Consider the following 18,989-nt stretch of genomic DNA (forward strand, 5'->3'; position numbering starts at 1 on the left):
GACTTACGCTATAGGCGGCTCAAGCGCCCACCTTTAGCGGGCCGACGTCCGCTGCGAGCGATGCCTGTAGGAGCCTTACGAGCCAGGCCACGCCTTCGTCACGCATTGCCGCCTTCGGCAAAGTCGCGTTTATGGCGAAGCGTCCGAGTGGCAGGGGAGGATTGACGCTGGCGACGCCGAACCGCGCGGCATGCATTTCGACGAAACGACGTGGCAAGGCCGAGATAAAGTCGGTTTCCGCAAGCACGGCGAGCGCGAACATGAAGTTCGGGACCGTCAGCGCCACCCGCCTGGAGCATCCATGGCTGGCCAACACATTGTCGACAAAGCCATGGGTATCGCCCAGATGCGAGACCACCAGGTGCTGCATCGCGCAATAGGTGGCCAGCGTCTGATCTATCAAAAAAGGGTGACCCTGACGCGCTGCGATGACGAAATCCTCTTCGTAGAGCAGCACGCTCGCAAAGCGGACTGGAAACTCGGCCTGAGGAATGATGGCTATGTCCATGTCACGGGCTTCCACTGCGGCCAGCGCATCGCGCCAGGCCAGATCAGGCGATGGCTCGCCCTGTCTCGGCAGCAATTGCCGGATGCTGATTGCGATGCCGGGAGCGGACTTGGCCAGCAGCTCGAGCAATGGCGGTAAAAATACAGACGAAACGCCATCGGGCGCGCCGATCGTAAATCGTCGCTGAGAGTGGGCCGGATCGAATGGCTCCGCTGTCGCCACCACGCTGCGAACGCGCGCCAATATGTCGGCGATGGGCGCTGCAAGTTCCTCGGCCCGGTCTGTGGGAACGACGCCCTTCGGTGTTTTGAGAAATAGCGGGTCACCCAGCAACATGCGCAGTCGGCCAAGGCCGTGACTGATGGCCGAAGGCGAGAGGTTCAACCGCTGCCCCGAACGGCCGACATGGCGCTCCTCCATGACAGTCTCGAACAACACGAGCAGGTTGAGGTCGATTCTGGAAAGATCAATTTGGTTCAGCATATTACTGAAATCATATCATTGGATTCATTATCCTGAAAGTGGGAGATAACAACCATTCCGGTACGGCCGGTCACCAATAGGAAGATCCGATGTCCCTTTTCAAAAGCAAAACAGCGCGCGGCGACAAGTCCGTGCAAGAGGCCGCAACCCTTTCCCGGCGAGCTGCCCTGGCAATGGCGGTCGCAGCAACAGGGCGCGCCGTGCATGCCGCTCCGGCATCCGATGCCGCATTGCTTGGCATCATCCGTCGCACAGAACAACAGGCGGCGGCTTTCATGGCCGGCGACATGACACGGTGGGCGAGCCTCATCCGGCTCGACGACGATTTCACCCTGATGCAGCCTTTCGGTGGTTCCGCCAGCCATGGCTTCGACGACAGTCCCGAGCGTCTGGCCGAGCTCGCCCGCTTCTTCCGTAACGGCGGTGGAACCCTGGAGGTGGAAAAGTCCTATGTCAGCGGCGACCTGATCGTCCTGGTGATGATCGAGCGCCAGCATGGTGAGGTTGGCGGCCTGCCGGACCAGAACTGGTCGCTGCGCGTCACTCAGGTCTATCGCCGGCATGGATCAGATTGGCGGCTCGCCCACCGTCATGCCGACCCCCTGGTTGCGAAGATCTCGCTGGAACAGGCCGCAGCCTTGGCACGAGGCGAATGATGTCCGTCCGGATTGAAAACGATCTCCTTGCTGCGGACCCCGGCTCCCGCGGTAGCGCCTCATCATAGTTTTTCTGAAATTTCTAATTGAGATTGCAGCTGTAAGGTGATTTTCTGCGACCCAGCGTAGCTGAGTCCACGCCTCCTCCCGATTTTAATCCGAGTGGCCTATGTCGATTTCAGATGCGATCTATCGTCCTTTCGAAAGCCTGATCCGGCCGCTCGATATCCCCTACCGGCCACTGCCGTCGAAGGGGCCGGTGGCGGTACTCCTGCATTTCATCTCGATGTTTCGCGGCGTGCTGATTGTGGTGACGCTTTGCACCATGGCTAACGAGGCCATGAATCTAAGCATTGTCTGGGGGCTGTCGGTCATCGTCGACGGTGTTACGCAACAGGGTGCATCCGCTTTCCTGGCGAGTGAATGGCCGCTGCTGACCTTCCTCGGCCTGCTGCTCTTTCCGGCCATGCCGATCGCCTCGTTCCTCGTCAACACGCTGACTTCGCATACGCTCGGCATCGGCATGCCGGCCGCCATCCAGTGGCAGGGCCACAAGGCGGTGGAGCGGCAGGATCTCGGCTTCTTCCATGATCTCTACGCCGGCCAGGTCGCCTCGCGCCTGCAGCAGGTGGCCTCTGCTGTCCAGCAGCAGCTCATTTCCGCCTTCCAGTCCATTCCACGCTTCCTGATGCAGATGGTGGGCTCCGTGATCCTACTCAGCGCCTTGTCCTGGCAACTCGCCGTGCCGACCGTCATCTGGATCACGCTCAACGTCCTGCTCGCCGTCAGGCTGGCACCGATCTTTACCGAGCGCGCTCGCCGCTCCGCCAAGCGGCGCAGCCTGATCGCCGGCGCCATCACCGATCTCTACACCAACATGCAGATGGTCAAGCAGTTCGCCGCCGAAGACAGCGAGGCGGGCACCATCCGCGGTATTATCGGCAAGTCGATCGAGACGCAGCAAAGCGAACAACGCATTTATCGCACAGCGGAGCTGACGGTCGTCGTCCTCAACGTGCTGCACTGGCTGTCCATTCTGTCGATCGGCTTTACCGGCCTCGTCGAGGGGTTCGTGACGATCGGCGAATTTACCGGCGCCGTCTATGTCCTCCAACGGCTGTCCGGCCACACCTTCACCTTCCTGCAAATGGGCCAACAGATCTTCCAGGCGATCGGCACGATCAAGGATGCCATGCCTGTTATGACGACACCGCCCACCATCACCGACCGGCCGGATGCGGCCGAGCTGGCGGTCAGCCGTGGGGAGATCCGTTTCGAGAGCGTCCGCTTCGCCTACAAGTCCGGCAAGCCTGTCATCGATGACCTGTCGCTGATAATTCGGCCCGGCGAAAAGGTAGGGTTCGTCGGCCTCTCAGGTGCCGGCAAGACGACGCTGGTGAGCCTGCTGCTGCGTTTTTACGACATAGGGGACGGCGCGATTCTGATCGACGGGCAGGACATCCGCACGGTCACGCAGGCAAGCCTTCGCCGCGCCATCGGCGTCATCGCGCAGGACGTCGCGCTGCTGCACCGTTCGGTCGGCGACAATATCCGCTACGGCCGGCCGGAGGCGACGACGGACGAGATCGAAGCGGTGGCGAAGATGGCCAGCGCCGATGTCTTCATCGCCGATCTTTTCGACGGCGAAGGCCGCAGCGGCTATGAGGCCTTCGTCGGCGACCGCGGCATCAAACTGTCAGGCGGCCAGCGCCAGCGCATAGCCATCGCCCGTGTTCTCTTGAAGGACGCGCCGATCCTGGTGCTCGATGAGGCGACCTCCGCCCTCGACAGCGAATCCGAAGCCGCCATCCAGGAAAGGCTCAACCTCGTCATGGAGGGAAAGACGGTGATCGCCATTGCCCACCGCCTGTCGACTATCGCCAGGATGGACCGGATCGTCGTGCTCGATCACGGGCGCATCGTGGAGGAGGGCAGCCCGGACGAACTGGTCGAACAAGACGGCTTGTTCGCGCGCCTATGGAAACGCCAGACCGGTGGTTTCATTCCTGAAGATATCGATGAGCCCTTGCCGGCCTCGCCTGCGACCTGACCGAGTGGCTGGCCCTCCCGTAAGCTGGGATGGCATCAACGGACACGAGCAGGCGACCGCGATGAGGATTAGGGCGGCGCCCCGGGTCTTGCAGTGATCGGAGGACGGCTGGCTCACATGAACTAGGAGCTTATCTTCAAGTTCGAGAAATAGGCTTGCGTTCCGATGTCGACGAACAGGCCGATGCGGCCGGCCGAAGGCGGAGACTTGGCCTTCGTTATCTCCAGAACCGTCTCGCCGTTTACGGACGCGGCGACGTGACCATCCTGAATTCGAAGAGTCAACTCTATCCATTCACCGGGTCTGATATCGGCTCCGGCCTCATAGCGTCCGTCTGGATATTCCTCGCGCAGACGCTCGAACCGCCAATCAGGATAGGAGAAATACTGGACGGCCCGACGCGAGCGCGGAGGATCAGGCTCAAGCCGGAGACCATTCAGAGGCCTTAGGTAAACGGCTTCGAATCCGGTTTCGGTTATGCGATAGGCGATCCCTGCGAATGCTCTTGCGTAGTCGGGTGCATCTGCTCGGAGCTCGCCCAGGATGTCGACCGAAATCTCGCCGTTCTCAAACTCGATCGGCAGTTCGAGAAACGTCGGCATGTCGATGTAGTCGATATTCGGGGTGCCTCGGGCCGTGCGCTCATCGAACGTCACGCTCAGAGCCGTTCGTCCGACCATGTCTGCCGTCGCGACCTCGACTGATCTTGCTTTGGATCCCTGCGGCACCGTCGCGAGATCAAGGAACATCGAAGCTGGATCACTCACACTCATCTCCTCCTTAGGACTTCCAATCGATCAGCCGATCGACGTTAGAATCGCCGCGCAAAGAAAGACATAGGATCGTAGCGATTGCCGCAATTGATTTTCAAAGCGCCTCTTCCAGATTTTGTTTGCATATCGGGCGGAACAGCGGCCGCTCCGCGTCCGGCCAGATCCAAAGGCCCGCTGACGGGATCGCGGGCTTTGATGAAGACGACTCCTTCACGCGCTATTGGATAAATCCGAAGATAGGGCCGTAGCCGCCGTGCCAGGACCAGTCGTTGCGGCCCATTGCCGGATTGTAAAGTCCGACGCCTCGTCCGCCATCGAGAAACAACGCGTCTGCGCATTTCAGATGATCGCGGAAGAGGCGTGCGAAATCGTGGAAATTCACCCCGTCTTCACTGATCGCGAAACGAACCGCGCCACCCTCGCAGACGCCGACACCGCTACGGCGGGTTCGGTCTGTCGAGCCGACGATGAAGATCGGGTTCAGCTTGTTGGCAATGACAAGCATCGGGCCGGATTGTGTGGCGAACCGCACCTTGGGCCGACGCTTCAGAAATTCATCGGTCGGGAATATGCCGGCGCTTGCTTCACCCAGAAAGAATACGCCGTTCGGCTTCTTATAGAAATTCGGCACCTGACCGGTGGAGCTTTCGGCCTTTGTCGTATTGGCGGGCTGCAATTCCCTGTTGTTCTCGACGTAAAGTCCCATCGGTGAAAAATCAGCCCGATACATCCCGGCGTTGACGGCGAAAGTGAGCGTTCGCCCCTCAGCGCGAACGGCTTCGGCAAGGCTTGAAAAAGCGCGGTATGGCGCGCCATCGACGTTCTTCCAGAACAATCGCAGGTCGGCCTTGCCCGGTTCCAGTGTGCAAATGACGTATTTCGCCTCTTCGAAGCTTTCCTGCTCGCATGGTTGCGCATGCGCCTGATGCAGGGATGTCATCGTTGCTGCCAGCATGATGGCCGCGGCGAACACGCCATGTTTGAGACAGGTCATTGGTGCTACGTCCTCGAGCTGCTCACCATGTGCCTGACAAAGCCGTGCAGGCGAGCAATACCCCGGTCAAGATATTCGCCAGGAACAGGCGATAATTCACCTCCGGACGAGCAAGGTTGATCCGCTGGGTCTGCCAGGCAAGATGGACGGCGATCACCAGCATTCCGATCGCGTAAGGCGGCGACATTTCCAACAGCCAACCCCCGAACGACCACGCGCCGAGCGCCAGAGCATAGAACAGGCCGATCAAGGTCTTGCCGCGCCGGCCGAACAGGATTGCCGTCGATTTCAGGCCAAGAAGGGTGTCATCCTTCAGATCGACATAGGCATAGATCGTATCATAGCCGATCTGCCAGGCGATGGCCCCGGCCCACATCAACACGGCGCCGACCGGGATATGTCCGGCAGCCTCGGCCCATGCCATCAACATCCCCCAATTGAACGCCGCGCTCAGGACGGCCTGCGGCCAGTGGGTGAAGCGCTTGCAGAGCGGGTAGACAAAGACGAGCGGCAGCACACAGATCGCGATGAGGCGGGTGTAAGGCGTCAGGAAAAACAGAAGCGAAGCCGCAATCGCAAGCTGAACGGCCAGGAAGACAAAGGCCCGCAGCGTGGCGATCTCTCCGCTGGCCAAAGGCCGAAAGCGGGTCCGCTCGACATGGCCGTCAAACTTTCGATCGGCGATGTCGTTGACCGTGGAACCGGCGCTTCGCATCAGAAGAGCGCCGAGAGAGAAGATCGTCAATTGCCTGAGGTCCGGGAGACCGTGGGATGCCTGGATAAGGGCGGCCCAGCACGGGAAGAGCGTCAACCATATTCCGACCGGGCGATCCAGCCGCGCCAAGCGCGTATATGGCCGCCATGCGGCCGGCAGCCGGCGATCCACCCAGTCGCCACGGTGGATATCGCTGAGATCGGGGCGGCTCAGAGTCGTCATGATGTAATCCAAATTTCCTGTCGCAAATAGCCGGGAAGCCTCAGTTCTTTGTCGCCATCGGCGTTGCCCAGAATAGGAGTTTTTGCAGACACGGCAATAACCGTCCGTTTACGATTGGTCGCTGACCTTCTGCGGAAAATGCAGCTGGATGTTCTTGTTGTGTTCACATGCTTGCGATATGAATTCTCCCGATCTTGGAGCAGCGAAAGGGAAGATCATGAGTGTCTACGCGACCGTCGGCGCAATCGATTCCGTCAAATCGAATGGCTTCTATGATGCGAGCTTGGCAACGATCGGATGGAGCAAACATCGAGAGTTTCCCGGATGGAGCGCCTATTCCGAAGGCGGGAAAGGTGAAGGTTTCGTTCTATGGGTTTGCAAGCCATTCGACGGCGAACCGGCGAGCGCCGGAAATGGCTCGATGGTTGGCTTCATGGCCAAGTCCCGCGTCGAGGTGGACGCTTTTTACGACGCTGCCATGACCAACGGCGGAACGGACGAGGGCGCGCCTGGTCTACGTCCGCACTACGGACCGAACTGGTACTCCGCTTACGTGCGTGACCCCGCCGGAAACAAAATTGCTGTCGTCTACGACGGCTGAGGCCAGTTCGATTGCCGTAACTCGACGTCTCGGGACTACCAAGCGGTGCGGGCGGTGCCGAGCGCGGTCGTATGAGAGGATGAGACCTGGGCGACGTGCGTCTTGAGCGACACGACGCAGTTTCCCGGAAAGCTGAGATTGTGCGACGTCAAGTGTTTCAGCAATGTCTCGGCGTCGCGCTTTTCGGTTAGCGGAAATGTCACAGTCATGCGAGTTCTCCAACGAATAAACTGAGCATCCGCAAAAATTAATGCCTAAATTCTTGTGCGCCGCAACAAGAAAATTTTAACGATAAAATTAAAATCGATTAGCTTGCCGACCTGCTTTTTTAAAATCGTTTGAAATTGGATTCGCGCTTCTCCGTGGATGCCTTGACTGCCCCGGTCAGCCACGAAGGAAGGTGCCGTCAATGTGGGCATTAGTCGTGAGCGTTGAGTGCGCTGGCTGACGTAAGATCGAGCGGTCATCTGCCGTTGCGGGCGGCCCATCTCCTGAGCCGCAAGCCGTTGAGCCTGATGAAGCCTTCGGCATCATGATGATCGTAGGCGATGGCGCTTTCCTCGAAGGTGACGAGGTCGGCGGAGTAGAGTGAGCAGGGGGAGGTGCGGGAGATGACCGAGGCGCTTCCTTTGTAGAGCCTTATCGCCACTTCGCCGCTGACGAAGGTCTGGCTGTGGTCGATCAGGGCTTGCAGCATTTCGCGCTCAGGCGCGAACCAGAAGCCGTTGTAGATCAGCTCGGCGTAGCGGGGCATGATTTCGTCCTTCAAATGGGCGGCGGCGCGGTCCAGCGTGATCGATTCAATGCCGCGATGGGCCGCGAGCAGGATCGTGCCTCCCGGCGTTTCGTATATTCCCCTCGACTTCATGCCGATGAAGCGGTTTTCGACGAGATCGAGCCGCCCGACGCCGTGCCGGCCGCCCAATCCATTGAGTCCGGTCAGCAATGCGGCCGGCGTCATGGCCTTGCCGTTCACCGAAACCGGATCGCCCCTCTCGAAACCGATGGTGATGATCTCCGGCGTGTCGGGAGCGTCGACGGGATCGACCGTGCGCTGATAGACATGATCGGGCGCGACTTCAGCCGGGTTTTCGAGAATCTTGCCTTCGGTCGAGGTGTGCAGCAGGTTGGCGTCGATCGAGAACGGCGCCTCGCCGCGCTTGTCGCTCGGCACCAGGATATGATGTTGCTCGGCATATTCCAGAAGCTGCATGCGGGAGCGTATGTTCCATTGGCGCCAGGGAGCAATGATCTTAATCGACGGGTCTAGCGCATTGACGGCCAGCTCGAACCGGACCTGATCATTGCCCTTGCCTGTCGCGCCGTGGGCAACTGCATGCGCGCCAACCTCCCGGGCTATGCCGACCAGATGCTTGGCAATCAGCGGCCGTGCGATGGAACTGCCCAGCAGATACTGTCCCTCATAGAGCGCGTTCGCCCGCAACATCGGAAAGACGAAATCGCTGACGAACTCCTCACGCAGATCAACGATGCGGATGTCCTTGACCCCTGACATCTCCGCTTTGGCGCGTGCCGGCCCGAGCTCCTCGCCCTGGCCGAGATCGGCGGTGAAAGTCACCACCTCGCATCCGTAGGTTTCCTGCAACCATTTGAGGATGATCGAGGTATCCAGCCCGCCCGAATAAGAAAGCACAATTTTCTCTATCTTCGTCATCAGCCCATCTCCATCATGATGCTGAAACGATAGGCCAAGTTCTGCGCAATGAGCTTGCGAAACATCCGCAAAATTGTGAAAGTTTGGCATATCGTGCCATTATGCTGTGAATTGGAGCTATCAAATGCCAGTCATCCTGGACCTGATCGACCGTCATATCCTGCGCGTGCTTCAGCGTGACGGGCGTATTTCGAACGTCGATCTGGCGAAGGAGGTAGGCCTATCGCCTTCGCCCTGCCTGCGTCGCGTCCGGCTGCTGGAAGAGGCCGGGATCATCGATCGCTACGTCGCCGTGCTGGACCCTGCAAAGGTCGGGGCGGGATTGACGGTTTTTGCCCGCGTCTGGTTCAAGACCCAGGACGCCGAGGTCACGCTCCGCTTCGCCGAAGCCGTCAGGCGGTTCCCCGAGGTGATGGAATGCTACCTGACGACAGGGGAATGCGATGCCGTGCTTCGGATCGTCACCGCCGATCTGCACAGCTACTGGCGTTTTCAGGCCGATCACCTGACGCGTATCCCGAGCGTCCTCAGCGTCAAGACCGACGTGCCGATGGAGACGCTGAAGCGAAGCTACGAACTGCCGTTGCGATAGGCGTCGTGGCTCGATCCTTACCCCGGGGCGTTCGGATTCCTTGCCAGCCAGATGAGGCCTATGACCAAAAGCAGGATCATCACGGCATGGGTGATGTAATCGAGCCTGGTTTGCGGGCCGACGCGGACGGCGATGGTGAAGGCGCCAACAAGGGTGCCGAGGAGGGCAAAAGACTGGGCCGAGATCGCAGCCATTCGGCTCCACGGTCGGTCAAGGCTGAGCGAGATCAGGCCGAGGAGAAGGATGGCTGATATCACCGCTTCGGCAATCATCGCCTGCCGGTGTTCGTGGCCTTCGAGGACGAGCCCGGCATGGGTGAGCGAGGCAGTGGCATAAAGACAGGTTTCGACCACGAAGAGGATCGCGATAGCTGGACGCATGGCATGGCTCCCTGGGGGATGTCGCCTGGGGCGGCTGCAGCGGCGATTGCCGACTTCCTTTTATCATTGCATGGAGGGCAGACGGCGGACACCGCCGCCTGCGACTTTGTTTGCAATTACGCCTTCAATGCCGCGGCATAATCTGCAGCGTAAGTCTTCAGCGAACGCGGCACCTTGCCCGTCAGCGTCTCGACATCGCCAGTCACGACGGCCGTCCAGCCTTGGCGAACCGGATAGAAGATCGAAGCGAGGAAGCTCGCATAGTCGGCCGGTACGCCGGCGCCGGTGAGAATGCCAATGAAGGCGTCGTCCGTGATGGCGTTGTAAGCGATCGGCTTGCCGATGACCGCGGAAAGGATGACGGCGGCTTCGGCGTAGGACAGGGCTTCCGGGCCGGTCAGATTGAACGCCTTGCCGTCGAAGGCCGTGGAGGTGAGGGCCGCCACGGCGCTTGCCGCGATGTCTCGGGCGTCGATGAAGCTCGACTTGCCCTCGGCGGCCGGAAGCGCGATCTGGCCATGGTCGATGCCGGCCTTCCAGAAGGTGTGAAAATTGTCGGCGAACCAGTTCGGGCGCAGGATGACGTAAGGTGTGCCTGATGTTTCCAGGGCGATCTCGACCTGGCGATAGGGAATGGAGTCGTCGGCGTCGACGCCGAAAACGCTCTGGAACACGACCTTTACCTTGCGGCTGGCGGCCGCTTCGATGATGGGCAGCAGCAGGCCCTTGGCATCGATATAACCGGAAGGCAGAAGCACATGGGCGCGGTCGACGCCCTCGAAGGCTGGGCCATGGGTTTCCGGCTTGCCATGGTCGAAGACGACGCCCTCGGCGCCCGCCACGGGCTTGCCCGTGCGGGACGCGGCCTTGACGGCCTCACCCTTGGCCAGAAGCCCATCCACGACATGCTTGCCGACGGTGCCCGTCGCGCCGAGAACGAGAATCTTGTTGCTCATGTCACTCTCCTTGGTATCTATTGGAAACTATCTTACTATTGGATAGATACAGGGAAATTCGGATTGGAAAAGAGAGCACTTTTTTGTCACCTGGTTTCCTCCGGGAAACCGCTTCGGGAAGGGAAAAGCAGATGACGGCGATGCAACAGGCCTACAACGTCTATGAGGACCGCTGCCCGACGCGGCTGGTGCTGGACCGGCTGGCGGACAAATGGGCGCTGCTCATTCTCGACCGGCTGGAAGGCGGGCCGGTGCGTTTCAATCACATCCGCCGCGATATCAAAGGCATATCGCAGAAGGTTCTGGCCCAGACGCTGCGGAAGCTGGAGCGCAACGGGCTGATTTCTCGCACGATCTTTCCGACCGTGCCGGTGACCGTCGAATATGCGCTGACGCCGCTGGGGCACACCCTGACGGATACCGTTTCCGCTCTTGCCCACTGGGCCGAGAAAAATATGGATGCTATTTTTGCGGCACAACGTGCCTATGACGAAACCCACCCCGTTTGATAGTTCGGGGAGGCCGCGACGGCGATCTATACTGTGCGCCGCTCCAGAGGATCTGGGCCGAAGGCGCCGTCGAGAGGATCACTCGACCTGGATATGAATATGGTCGTCGTGGCGGGCGGCGCGGCAGCCTTGAAAACGGACATGGCTGTCGGTAATGCCGAGTGCGTTCTTGAGATGCGGCTCGATGAAGATCTTCTGCAGGCCGAACTTCGCAACGCCTTCGCTCGTTAGCCAGCCGATCGCGGCCGATGTGCGCTGCTCCCCGATCCGATAGGCCGGAAACAGAGGCTGTAGCGCATCGAAGTTCCAGCGGGTGGTGAGCCAGTCGTTGCGCCCTTCGCATGGCAGTTCGTCTCCGGGGCGGGTTGCTCGAAGGCGAAATAGCCGATCGGGGAGCGGGTGCCGCCATTCAAGAAGGCGCCGTCCAGATCCTTGTAATAATAGGCGAAGTCGAGCTTTTTCCCGTCGGCATGCGACAGATGCGGCAGCAGCGGAAAGCCTCTCACGAAGGGGAAATTCGCATCCAGCGCGACCGTGACGGTTCCGGGGAATTCCCTGTCCATGTGGGCGGCAAGCGCCTTTGCCAGATCGCGTACCTCGGGTGTGACGTAGTTGCGGTTCAGCAGGCAATAGATCGGGGAGCGGACCACGAGCCGATCCGCGGCCTCGGCGACGCAGGAGAGGGGAACTCGCCCGAAGATTGGCGCAGCGAGGCTCGCGGCAAAGGTGGCGCCGGCATAGCAAAGCAGGAAGATCGCAAGCTTTGCCAGAAACCGCCGTAAGCCCGAGGCGCGTGAGGCGGCCAGCGCCGCGAGATAGGCGATGCCGCCGATCTGCGTCAGCAGCGTCAGGATGAGAACGATCAGGGCGTGGAAAGCAAAACGGAACACGGAAGGGGCCTTGGGAACGTTGCCATTCCCATAGGCGAGGGGATGGTAGCGCGCAAGGCGGATGGCGGGGGACCGCGCGGCTCATTTGCGTGTCCCTTGGAATGCTTTGAATTGACAGGATCAGTTATCTGACTAAAGTCAGATAAAATGACCTACGATCCTGTCTCTCGTGTCCGACGCTTCAACCGTGCCGTTACCTCCGAAGTCGGCGCTCTCGATACCTCCTTCCTCGGACGCGGCCGTCCGCTGGGTGCTGCCCGCGTCCTCAATTCGATCGGCCGGGGGCAATCGGATGTTGCGGTGATCCGCGATTATCTCGGTCTCGACTCCGGCTTGATGAGCCGCCTGCTGCGCAGTCTGGAGGAGGAGGGTCTCATCGAGACGGTGCTGAACCCTCAGGACGCGCGTCGCCGCGTTGCCAGGCTGACGGAAACCGGCCGTTCCGAGTTTCAGGCTTATGAAGCGCTTTCCAATGCGCAGGCGAAATCGTTTCTGGCGCGCCATCGCCGCCCGGACGAACTGCTGCGCGCCATGGATATCGTCGCTTCTTCGCTGAGGCGTGAGCAGATCGTGCTGGAGGAGAAAGACCCTCGGCACGAGGACGCCAGCTATTGTCTGAACGAATACTACGGCGAACTTGCGCGCCGCTTCGAGAAGGGTTTCGATGTATCGCTTTCTCGCGATCCCGACGCCAAGGATATGATCCGTCCGCACGGTGCGTTCCTGGTGGCCATGTCGGATGGCCTGCCGATCGGCTGTGTCGGGCTGAAGGGCAATGGCGGCGAGGTCGCGGAGATCAAAAGGCTCTGGGTCGCCCCATCCGCACGTGGCCTTGGGCTCGCAACGCGCCTTATGACGGCTTCCGAGAACATCGCCCGCGAGCTATCCATCAAGCTCCTGCGTCTGGATACGCATAGTGCTCTGCCTGAGGCAACGCTGCTTTACCGTGGAACCGGATGGAGTGAGATCGACCGTTTCAACGACGACCCATACCCGGACACGTTCTTTGAGAAACGCCTTTAAGCGAAGGTCGCTTTGTGTTGCCCGTGGTTTGGGCCTTCGGCAATTTGAAACGGAACGGCAGTCGAATTCGCAGCAGATGTTTACCCTTCCTCCTTCCTGTGGCGAGCATAGGAAGGAGGAAGGTGAGGCGCCGCCGTTGCCCGGCCCTTCGCATGGCTCAGGGCGTTCGGCCCTGCGATCGATTCACTGGATCGATCGCTCCTGCTTCGCAGGACCGGGCCTCACCCCCGAGGATCAGGCGGCGAAGCGCTCTGTTATCGGGCGGCGGCGCAGGTTCGGCTGTATCACCGCAGGCGGGTTATAGGCCGCCTCCAACGGGCCGGTGTCGGTGCCGGGCGGGACGATCGCGTCGATCCGGTCGAGGATTTCGTCCGTCAGGCTCACCCCGGCGCCGGCTAGCAGATCGTCGAAGTGCTCCATCGTGCGCGGACCGATGATTGCCGAGGTGACGGCGGGATGGGCGATAGCGAAGGCCATCGCCATGTGCGCCAGCGAAAGACCTGCCTGCTGCGCGAGCGGGATGAGCCGTTCGACCGCGTCCAGCCGGCGCTCGTCGTTCATCTGCCTGGGGAAGCGTTTGGCGCGGGCGCTGTCGGGTTGCGGCGCGCCCTTGCGGTATTTGCCGGTGAGCATGCCCATTGCCAGCGGGCTCCACACCATCGCGCCCATTCCGTAACGCTCGCAGGCGGGCAGAACTTCGCGTTCGATACTGCGATTGAGGATCGAATAGGGCGGCTGCTCGGCGCGGAAACGTGCCAGCCCGCGGCGCTCGGAAACCCATTGCGCCTCGACGATTTCCGAGACGGGGAAGGTCGACGATCCCACGGCGCGCACCTTGCCCCCCCGCATCAGGTCGGTGAGGGCCGACAGCGTCTCCTCGATATCGGTATCGGGTGCCGGCCGGTGGATCAGGTAGAGATCGATATGGTCGGTCTGCAGGCGGCGGAGCGAATCCTCGACCGCGCAGGTCAGCCAGCGGCGTGAATTGCCCTGCCGGTTCGGGTTGTCGCCCATCGGCAGATGTGCCTTGGTGGCGAGCACGATGTCGTCGCGCCGGCCCTTGAGCGCCTTGCCGACGATCTCCTCGGATTCGCCGCGGCTGTAGATATCGGCGGTGTCGATGAAGTTGATGCCGGCATCGAGAGCCTTGTGGATGATCCGGATCGAATCCTCGTGGTCGGGATTGCCGGCGGCGCCAAACATCATCGCGCCGAGGCAATAGGGGCTGACCTTGATGCCAGTTCTTCCAAGCGTGCGGTACTGCATGGTCTGTTCCTTTTATTGGGGAGGCGGACTTCACGCGCATCGATGTGGCCAACACCGTCGCGCCATGTTACATAAGCGGAACCGCATTCCGTTTATATACGGAACGGTGTTCCGTTTTGCAAGTGAGTGAATGATGAGCGACGAGAGAAAAGAGCAGGAGGACGGCCGGAGAGCTGGGGAAAGGGCGCATAGGCCCGTGCGCGCCGACGCCAAACGCAATCTCGACGGACTGCTTCAGGCGGCGATGGCGGTATTTGCGAGCTCTGGCGTCGACGCCCCAGTGCGCGAGATTGCAGAGAAGGCCGGCGTCGGCATCGGCACCGTCTATAGGCATTTTCCCGAGCGTTCCGATCTCATCGTTGCCGTCTTCCGCCGCGAAATCAATGCCTGCGCCGAAGCCGCGCCGATCCTTGCCGCCGAACATGCGCCGGGCGAGGCGCTGGCCAGATGGATGCAGCGGTTCGTGGATTTCATCGCGGCCAAGCGCGGGCTTGCGGCGGCCCTGCACTCCGGCAACCCGGCCTTCGATCCCTTGCCCGCCTACTTCCAGCAGCGACTGCATCCCGCCCTTCGCTCGCTTCTCGACGCCGCTGCTGCCGCCGGCGAGGTGCGCACCGATATCGCCGCCGAGGATCTTCTGAATGCGGCTGCGAGCCTCAGCATGCAGGCCTACGCCCAAGGACCCGAACATGCCCGGCGCATGGTTTCCCTGCTGGTCGACGGGCTGCGCTACGGCGCCGTACAGCGGTGAAGCCCCGACAATGAAACGGGCCATTGCCCGGCCGGCACGCGTGCTCGGCCGGGCAATGGCATGGCGTCAGGCCCGCATCGACAGCTCGATATCCTCTTCGAATGGGGTCGAGAGGTAGCCGGCTGCGGGCGAGCGTACGCGGGCGAGGTATTCCGGGCAGAGGTCGGCATTGTCGGCGACGATAAGGGCGCCCGGCCTCAGGCGGTCTTCCACCAGTTCCAGGATATCGCGATAGAGCGCCTTGGCGCCATCGAGGAAGAGCAGGTCGATCGTTTCCGGGAGATCCGTGCTCAGGGTCTCAAGGGCATCGCCTTCGCGGATCTCGACGAGGTCGATGAGGCCGCCGGCCGTCAGGTTGGCGCGGGCGCGGACCAGCTTCGACGGCTCGAACTCGCTGGTGATCAGCCGGCCGCCGCCATTGTCGCGGAGCGCGGCTGCGAGATGCAGGGTCGAGATGCCGAAGGATGTGCCGAATTCGACAATCGTACGTGCGCGGCTGCTTCGCGCCAGCATGTAGAGCAGTGCGCCGGCCTCCTTGGAGACTGGAAGCCAGAGATCCTTCAGGCGCCCGTAAAGGTCGAGATATTCGGTCTTGCTGCCAATCAGGCGCATTCGCTCATCACCTGACAGGGCCGACATTGCCGGGCTCGTCGCCGTGGCGGCCTCTTCGAACAGGCCATTGAGCAGGGGCGCCAGCGGGGCGGTGGTCAGTGTCGTCATGTCATATCTCCTTGGTGACAGCTTCTTGCGTGGAGCAAAAAATACGAGTAATTCGTCGCATCTGCTATTCGCATTGCGGAACGCTGTCATGACCGATCGTCCAAGGGCCCGGATTTCCTCGCGAAAACAGCCCAAGCAGGCCCGCTCAGCGGAGCTCGTGGCGGCGATCCTGGATGCGGCTGCTCAGGTTTTGGCGCGAGAAGGCGCCCAGCGTTTCACGACGGCGCGGGTGGCCGAAAGGGCGGGCGTCAGCATCGGATCGCTCTACCAGTATTTCCCCAACAAGGCGGCGATCCTCTTCCGGCTGCAGAGCGACGAATGGCGGCAGACGACGGACATGCTCGGCGGCATCCTCGCCGATGCGCAAAGGCCGCCGCTCGAAAGGCTCCGCCGCCTCGTCCATGCCTTCCTCCGCTCGGAGTGCGAGGAGGCGGCGATGCGCGTGGCGCTTCACGACGCAGCGCCTCTTTATCGCGATGCACCGGAGGCGCAGGCGGCGAGGGCATCGGGAGACCGCATCGTCGAACTATTCATGCAGGAAGTGCTGCCTTCTGCGCCGGAGGCGACACGGGTGCTGGCCGGCGAGCTGATCACCACGACGCTCGGCACAGTGGGCAAGCAGTTCTCGGAGGCTCCTCGGAGCCTTGCCGAGATCGACGCCTATGCTGACGCCATGGCTGATATGTTTTGCGCCTACCTCGAATTGCTTGGGGCTGGCCGGGGCGGGGCATGACGTTCCTGGCGACACATCCGCCTTGCCCTTTGAACCCCGTCAGGATGAGGCTCTCTTAGGCGCTGATGCTCCTCGGCGGTGACGCAACGGGGACGGCAAGGGAAAGCGCGGCATCCTCAACATCGGTCATTGGAGGACGCCTCGGCTTCGATGGATGGATGTCGGATTAGCGGTCGTCCAACTGCTTCGACAGCTCGGAAAACAGTCTGTCACGGCCGGTGCTCATCTGAACGAGATCGACGGCGACGGTAATGGCGCGGTGTCCTTCGATGCTGTCGATGTCGAGCTTCTTCTCGCAACACCACTGCCGAACGGCATCAGTGACGATGGTTATATCGTCGTCGTCGAGTGAAATGAGCGACAGGAGCATCTTCGTACACTCCAAGAAGCGTCAAGAACACGCATGGTCTCAAACGGTTTCGCCGCTGATCTAATCGTAGGCAATGCTAACTTACGCCCATTTCGCGACAACACCAGTGCTATTTTGACACACTTCTGTGACGGCCCGGTGCCGGCGATCCGGGCCTGCCGGTCGGGCATGGAGCCAACACAATCTCACGGCGCTCGGGCATCTGAGGAGCAGCAGATGAGCGACGATGTCAGCGGAAATGGGGGGCTGCAGGTCAAGACCCATGGTATCATACTGAACAAAACGCTTCGAGGAATGCGTTCGCTTCTACGGCGACGTTTTGGAACTGCCCGGCGGGGACTCGTTTATTTCGCCAGCACGATATGCGTGGCGTGTTCGGTTGCGACATGCTCGGCGACGCGGAAGCCGAGGGCGGGGAGGTCGATGCCTGCAAACATCGCCTCGCCCTTGCCGAGCACGACCGGGGAAATGGCGAAATGCAGTTCGTCGATCAGGCCGGCTTGCAGATACTGACGGACGGTGCTGACGCCGCCGCCGATTTTCACATCCTTGCCGCCGGCCGCAGCCTTCGCCTTGTCAAGCGCGTCCTCGATGCCACCGGTGACGAAGTGAAACGTCGTGCCACCCTCCATGACGATCGATTCGCGGGGATAGTGCGTCAGGATATAGGTCGGCGCGTGATAGGGCGGGTTCGGCCCCCACCAGCCCTTCCAGGCATCATCCGGCCAATCGCCGCGGATAGGACCGAACATGTTGCGTCCGAGAATGAAAGCTCCGAAATTGGCCATGCCGCGGGCCGCATAACCCTCGTCGACGCCTTCAGAACCGCCGTCCTTTCCGATCATCGCGCGGAAGGTGCGGGTACGGAAAAACCATTCGAACATCTCCGTTCCCCGCTTGCCCAGCGGATCGCTCATGCTTTGCTCCGGCCCGGCGCCGAAACCATCCACGGAAAGGGAAAATGCTGCGACACGCACCTTGGACATGCTGCTCTCCTCCACCTGATTGCATATCGAAACTAGTTGCGTTGTCGCATAAGTGATCCTATATTGCAACCAGTTTTAAGGAGAGAATTCGTGGATATTGAACTGCGGTCGGGCTGCCCAATCAACCTGACGATGGAAGTGCTGGGCGATCGGTGGAGCCTCATCATCATCAGGGACATCATGTTCGGCAATCGCCGCCATTTCCGCGATCTTCTGACTCATTCGGAGGAGGGAATTGCCTCCAACATTCTGGCCGCCAGGCTGAAGCGTCTGCTCTCGCTCGGATTCATCAGCAAGCGGGACGACCCGAGCCACAGCCAGAAAGCGATCTACAGCCTTATGGAGCCGGCGATCCAGCTCGTGCCCGTCTTTGCCATGATCGGCGCCTGGGGACGACGGCATCTGCCTGTGAGCGAAGAACTGAGCATTCGCGCGCAGCTTCTCGAAGAAGGCGGGCCGCCGCTCTGGGACGAGTTCATGGAGGATCTCCGGCAGATCCACATCGCCGATCCGATCGGCGGCGCCAACGGTACATCCACCTCGCCCGTACTGGCGAAGCTGACGGCGGCATTCCTCGAGGTCCGAGCGAGATCGTTATCGCAGGCATCCTGATATCCAGGGAGGTCGGTCCGCTCGACCAGCCGCCAGCGCCCTGGTATTTGCTGGTGGCGTAGCGCCAGTTCCCACCACAGCTGGCTGCGTTGGCCGAAGACGACGCCGATCTCGCACGCATTGTCCATCCGCTTCAGATGCGGCGTTCGGCCGAGCACCGAGAGGGTGCCGGCGCTCGGCACCAGGATGCCGGTCATCATCTTGATCATCGTCGATTTGCCGGCGCCATTGGGGCCGAGATAACCCACGGCTTCGCCCGCCGCGATGTCGAAGCCGATGTCGGAAACGGCCAGAACTTCCGTATATTCGTTGGTCACCAACGTCTTCAGCGCGCCCAGCAGACCCGGAAATCTCTTGTGCTGCCGGAAGCGTTTGCTGACGCTCCGCGCCTCGATCAAAGCCGTCATATGTATTTCCTCGAGGGCAATTCCAGCCGATTCGGCAGCAGTACCTAGGCTAACGCGAGGCTCGGCCAGTTCAAGCAAAAGTCGCTTTTTGGACGCTACTCAATCGAGCCTAGCCTT

Annotated in this window: 21 protein-coding genes and 2 pseudogenes; 9 read left to right on the top strand and 14 right to left on the bottom strand. The window is 61.0% G+C overall.

Annotated elements, in window-relative coordinates:
* Positions 1 to 19 precede the first annotated feature (19 nt).
* Complete coding sequence (locus A6U98_RS22415) at positions 20 to 991, bottom strand: LysR family transcriptional regulator (RefSeq protein WP_064652846.1); 972 nt, start codon at positions 989 to 991, stop codon at positions 20 to 22.
* An 89-nt stretch (positions 992 to 1,080) separates the two neighbouring features.
* Between A6U98_RS22415 and A6U98_RS22420 the strand changes: the two genes are divergently transcribed.
* Positions 1,081 to 1,647: a nuclear transport factor 2 family protein gene (locus A6U98_RS22420; protein ID WP_064652848.1), complete on the top strand. Its 567-nt coding sequence runs from the start codon at positions 1,081 to 1,083 to the stop codon at positions 1,645 to 1,647.
* Positions 1,648 to 1,816: 169 nt separating this feature from the next.
* Positions 1,817 to 3,697: an ABC transporter ATP-binding protein gene (locus A6U98_RS22425; RefSeq protein WP_064652850.1), complete on the top strand. Its 1,881-nt coding sequence runs from the start codon at positions 1,817 to 1,819 to the stop codon at positions 3,695 to 3,697.
* 122 nt (positions 3,698 to 3,819) lie between these two features.
* On the opposite strand, the gene A6U98_RS22430 is transcribed toward A6U98_RS22425, so the two are convergent.
* The 3 genes from A6U98_RS22430 to ubiA form a co-directional block, all read right to left on the bottom strand.
* Positions 3,820 to 4,446, bottom strand: a complete 627-nt coding sequence (locus A6U98_RS22430; protein WP_064652852.1) for a family 16 glycoside hydrolase — start codon at positions 4,444 to 4,446, stop codon at positions 3,820 to 3,822.
* Positions 4,447 to 4,687: 241 nt separating this feature from the next.
* Positions 4,688 to 5,464 (bottom strand): phosphodiester glycosidase family protein, encoded by a 777-nt coding sequence (locus A6U98_RS22435; protein WP_064652854.1) that lies wholly within the window; start codon positions 5,462 to 5,464, stop codon positions 4,688 to 4,690.
* A 22-nt stretch (positions 5,465 to 5,486) separates the two neighbouring features.
* Positions 5,487 to 6,401 carry a 4-hydroxybenzoate octaprenyltransferase gene (gene ubiA, locus A6U98_RS22440; protein ID WP_064653076.1) on the bottom strand — a complete coding sequence of 305 codons (915 nt, stop codon included), beginning with the start codon at positions 6,399 to 6,401 and terminating at the stop codon, positions 5,487 to 5,489.
* Positions 6,402 to 6,618: 217 nt separating this feature from the next.
* On the opposite strand from ubiA, the gene A6U98_RS22445 reads away from it, so the two are divergent.
* Entirely contained in the window at positions 6,619 to 7,002 is a 384-nt protein-coding gene (locus tag A6U98_RS22445) for a VOC family protein (protein WP_064652856.1), read from the top strand.
* A gap of 35 nt (positions 7,003 to 7,037) precedes the next feature.
* Here A6U98_RS22445 and A6U98_RS37250 read toward each other — a convergent pair whose 3' ends face one another.
* Positions 7,038 to 7,211, bottom strand: coding sequence for a hypothetical protein (locus A6U98_RS37250; protein WP_197496425.1), 174 nt, complete (start codon positions 7,209 to 7,211; stop codon positions 7,038 to 7,040).
* 254 nt (positions 7,212 to 7,465) lie between these two features.
* Positions 7,466 to 8,677, bottom strand: a complete 1,212-nt coding sequence (locus A6U98_RS22450; RefSeq protein ID WP_064652858.1) for an argininosuccinate synthase — start codon at positions 8,675 to 8,677, stop codon at positions 7,466 to 7,468.
* Between the two features lie 124 nt (positions 8,678 to 8,801).
* Here A6U98_RS22450 and A6U98_RS22455 point away from each other — a divergent pair, with 124 nt between their 5' ends.
* Positions 8,802 to 9,269, top strand: a complete 468-nt coding sequence (locus A6U98_RS22455; RefSeq protein ID WP_064652860.1) for an Lrp/AsnC family transcriptional regulator — start codon at positions 8,802 to 8,804, stop codon at positions 9,267 to 9,269.
* A gap of 17 nt (positions 9,270 to 9,286) precedes the next feature.
* On the opposite strand, the gene A6U98_RS22460 is transcribed toward A6U98_RS22455, so the two are convergent.
* Both A6U98_RS22460 and A6U98_RS22465 read right to left on the bottom strand, forming a co-directional pair.
* Positions 9,287 to 9,649, bottom strand: coding sequence for a hypothetical protein (locus tag A6U98_RS22460; RefSeq protein WP_064652862.1), 363 nt, complete (start codon positions 9,647 to 9,649; stop codon positions 9,287 to 9,289).
* Between the two features lie 116 nt (positions 9,650 to 9,765).
* Positions 9,766 to 10,605, bottom strand: coding sequence for an SDR family oxidoreductase (locus A6U98_RS22465; RefSeq protein ID WP_064652864.1), 840 nt, complete (start codon positions 10,603 to 10,605; stop codon positions 9,766 to 9,768).
* 131 nt (positions 10,606 to 10,736) lie between these two features.
* On the opposite strand from A6U98_RS22465, the gene A6U98_RS22470 reads away from it, so the two are divergent.
* Positions 10,737 to 11,114, top strand: a complete 378-nt coding sequence (locus tag A6U98_RS22470; RefSeq protein ID WP_184500063.1) for a helix-turn-helix domain-containing protein — start codon at positions 10,737 to 10,739, stop codon at positions 11,112 to 11,114.
* Positions 11,115 to 11,192: 78 nt separating this feature from the next.
* Here A6U98_RS22470 and A6U98_RS22475 read toward each other — a convergent pair.
* A pseudogene (locus A6U98_RS22475) lies at positions 11,193 to 12,089 on the bottom strand (hypothetical protein).
* Positions 12,090 to 12,151: 62 nt separating this feature from the next.
* Between A6U98_RS22475 and A6U98_RS22480 the strand changes: the two are divergent.
* Positions 12,152 to 13,027, top strand: coding sequence for a helix-turn-helix domain-containing GNAT family N-acetyltransferase (locus A6U98_RS22480; RefSeq protein WP_064652866.1), 876 nt, complete (start codon positions 12,152 to 12,154; stop codon positions 13,025 to 13,027).
* A 234-nt stretch (positions 13,028 to 13,261) separates the two neighbouring features.
* Here A6U98_RS22480 and A6U98_RS22485 read toward each other — a convergent pair whose 3' ends face one another.
* Entirely contained in the window at positions 13,262 to 14,293 is a 1,032-nt protein-coding gene (locus A6U98_RS22485; RefSeq protein ID WP_064652868.1) for an aldo/keto reductase, read from the bottom strand.
* 130 nt (positions 14,294 to 14,423) lie between these two features.
* On the opposite strand from A6U98_RS22485, the gene A6U98_RS22490 reads away from it, so the two are divergent.
* Positions 14,424 to 15,044, top strand: a complete 621-nt coding sequence (locus A6U98_RS22490) for a TetR/AcrR family transcriptional regulator (protein ID WP_064652869.1) — start codon at positions 14,424 to 14,426, stop codon at positions 15,042 to 15,044.
* A 66-nt stretch (positions 15,045 to 15,110) separates the two neighbouring features.
* Here A6U98_RS22490 and A6U98_RS22495 read toward each other — a convergent pair whose 3' ends face one another.
* Positions 15,111 to 15,764, bottom strand: a complete 654-nt coding sequence (locus tag A6U98_RS22495; protein ID WP_064652871.1) for a class I SAM-dependent methyltransferase — start codon at positions 15,762 to 15,764, stop codon at positions 15,111 to 15,113.
* 88 nt (positions 15,765 to 15,852) lie between these two features.
* Between A6U98_RS22495 and A6U98_RS22500 the strand changes: the two genes are divergently transcribed.
* A complete protein-coding gene (locus A6U98_RS22500) occupies positions 15,853 to 16,497 on the top strand; it encodes a TetR family transcriptional regulator (RefSeq protein WP_064652873.1) in 645 nt (214 codons plus the stop codon).
* A gap of 166 nt (positions 16,498 to 16,663) precedes the next feature.
* Here A6U98_RS22500 and A6U98_RS22505 read toward each other — a convergent pair whose 3' ends face one another.
* A complete protein-coding gene (locus A6U98_RS22505; protein ID WP_064652875.1) occupies positions 16,664 to 16,867 on the bottom strand; it encodes a hypothetical protein in 204 nt (67 codons plus the stop codon).
* A 344-nt stretch (positions 16,868 to 17,211) separates the two neighbouring features.
* Positions 17,212 to 17,853, bottom strand: coding sequence for a dihydrofolate reductase family protein (locus tag A6U98_RS22510; protein ID WP_064652877.1), 642 nt, complete (start codon positions 17,851 to 17,853; stop codon positions 17,212 to 17,214).
* A 90-nt stretch (positions 17,854 to 17,943) separates the two neighbouring features.
* Between A6U98_RS22510 and A6U98_RS38140 the strand changes: the two genes are divergently transcribed.
* Positions 17,944 to 18,465 carry a helix-turn-helix domain-containing protein gene (locus A6U98_RS38140; RefSeq protein ID WP_064652878.1) on the top strand — a complete coding sequence of 174 codons (522 nt, stop codon included), beginning with the start codon at positions 17,944 to 17,946 and terminating at the stop codon, positions 18,463 to 18,465.
* A 32-nt stretch (positions 18,466 to 18,497) separates the two neighbouring features.
* On the opposite strand, the pseudogene A6U98_RS38145 reads toward A6U98_RS38140, so the two are convergent.
* Positions 18,498 to 18,872: pseudogene (locus A6U98_RS38145) on the bottom strand (ATP-binding cassette domain-containing protein); the annotation flags it as partial.
* Between the last annotated feature and the right edge of the window lie 117 nt (positions 18,873 to 18,989).

This window comes from Rhizobium sp. WYCCWR10014 (assembly GCF_001657485.1).
Taxonomy (GTDB): domain Bacteria; phylum Pseudomonadota; class Alphaproteobacteria; order Rhizobiales; family Rhizobiaceae; genus Rhizobium.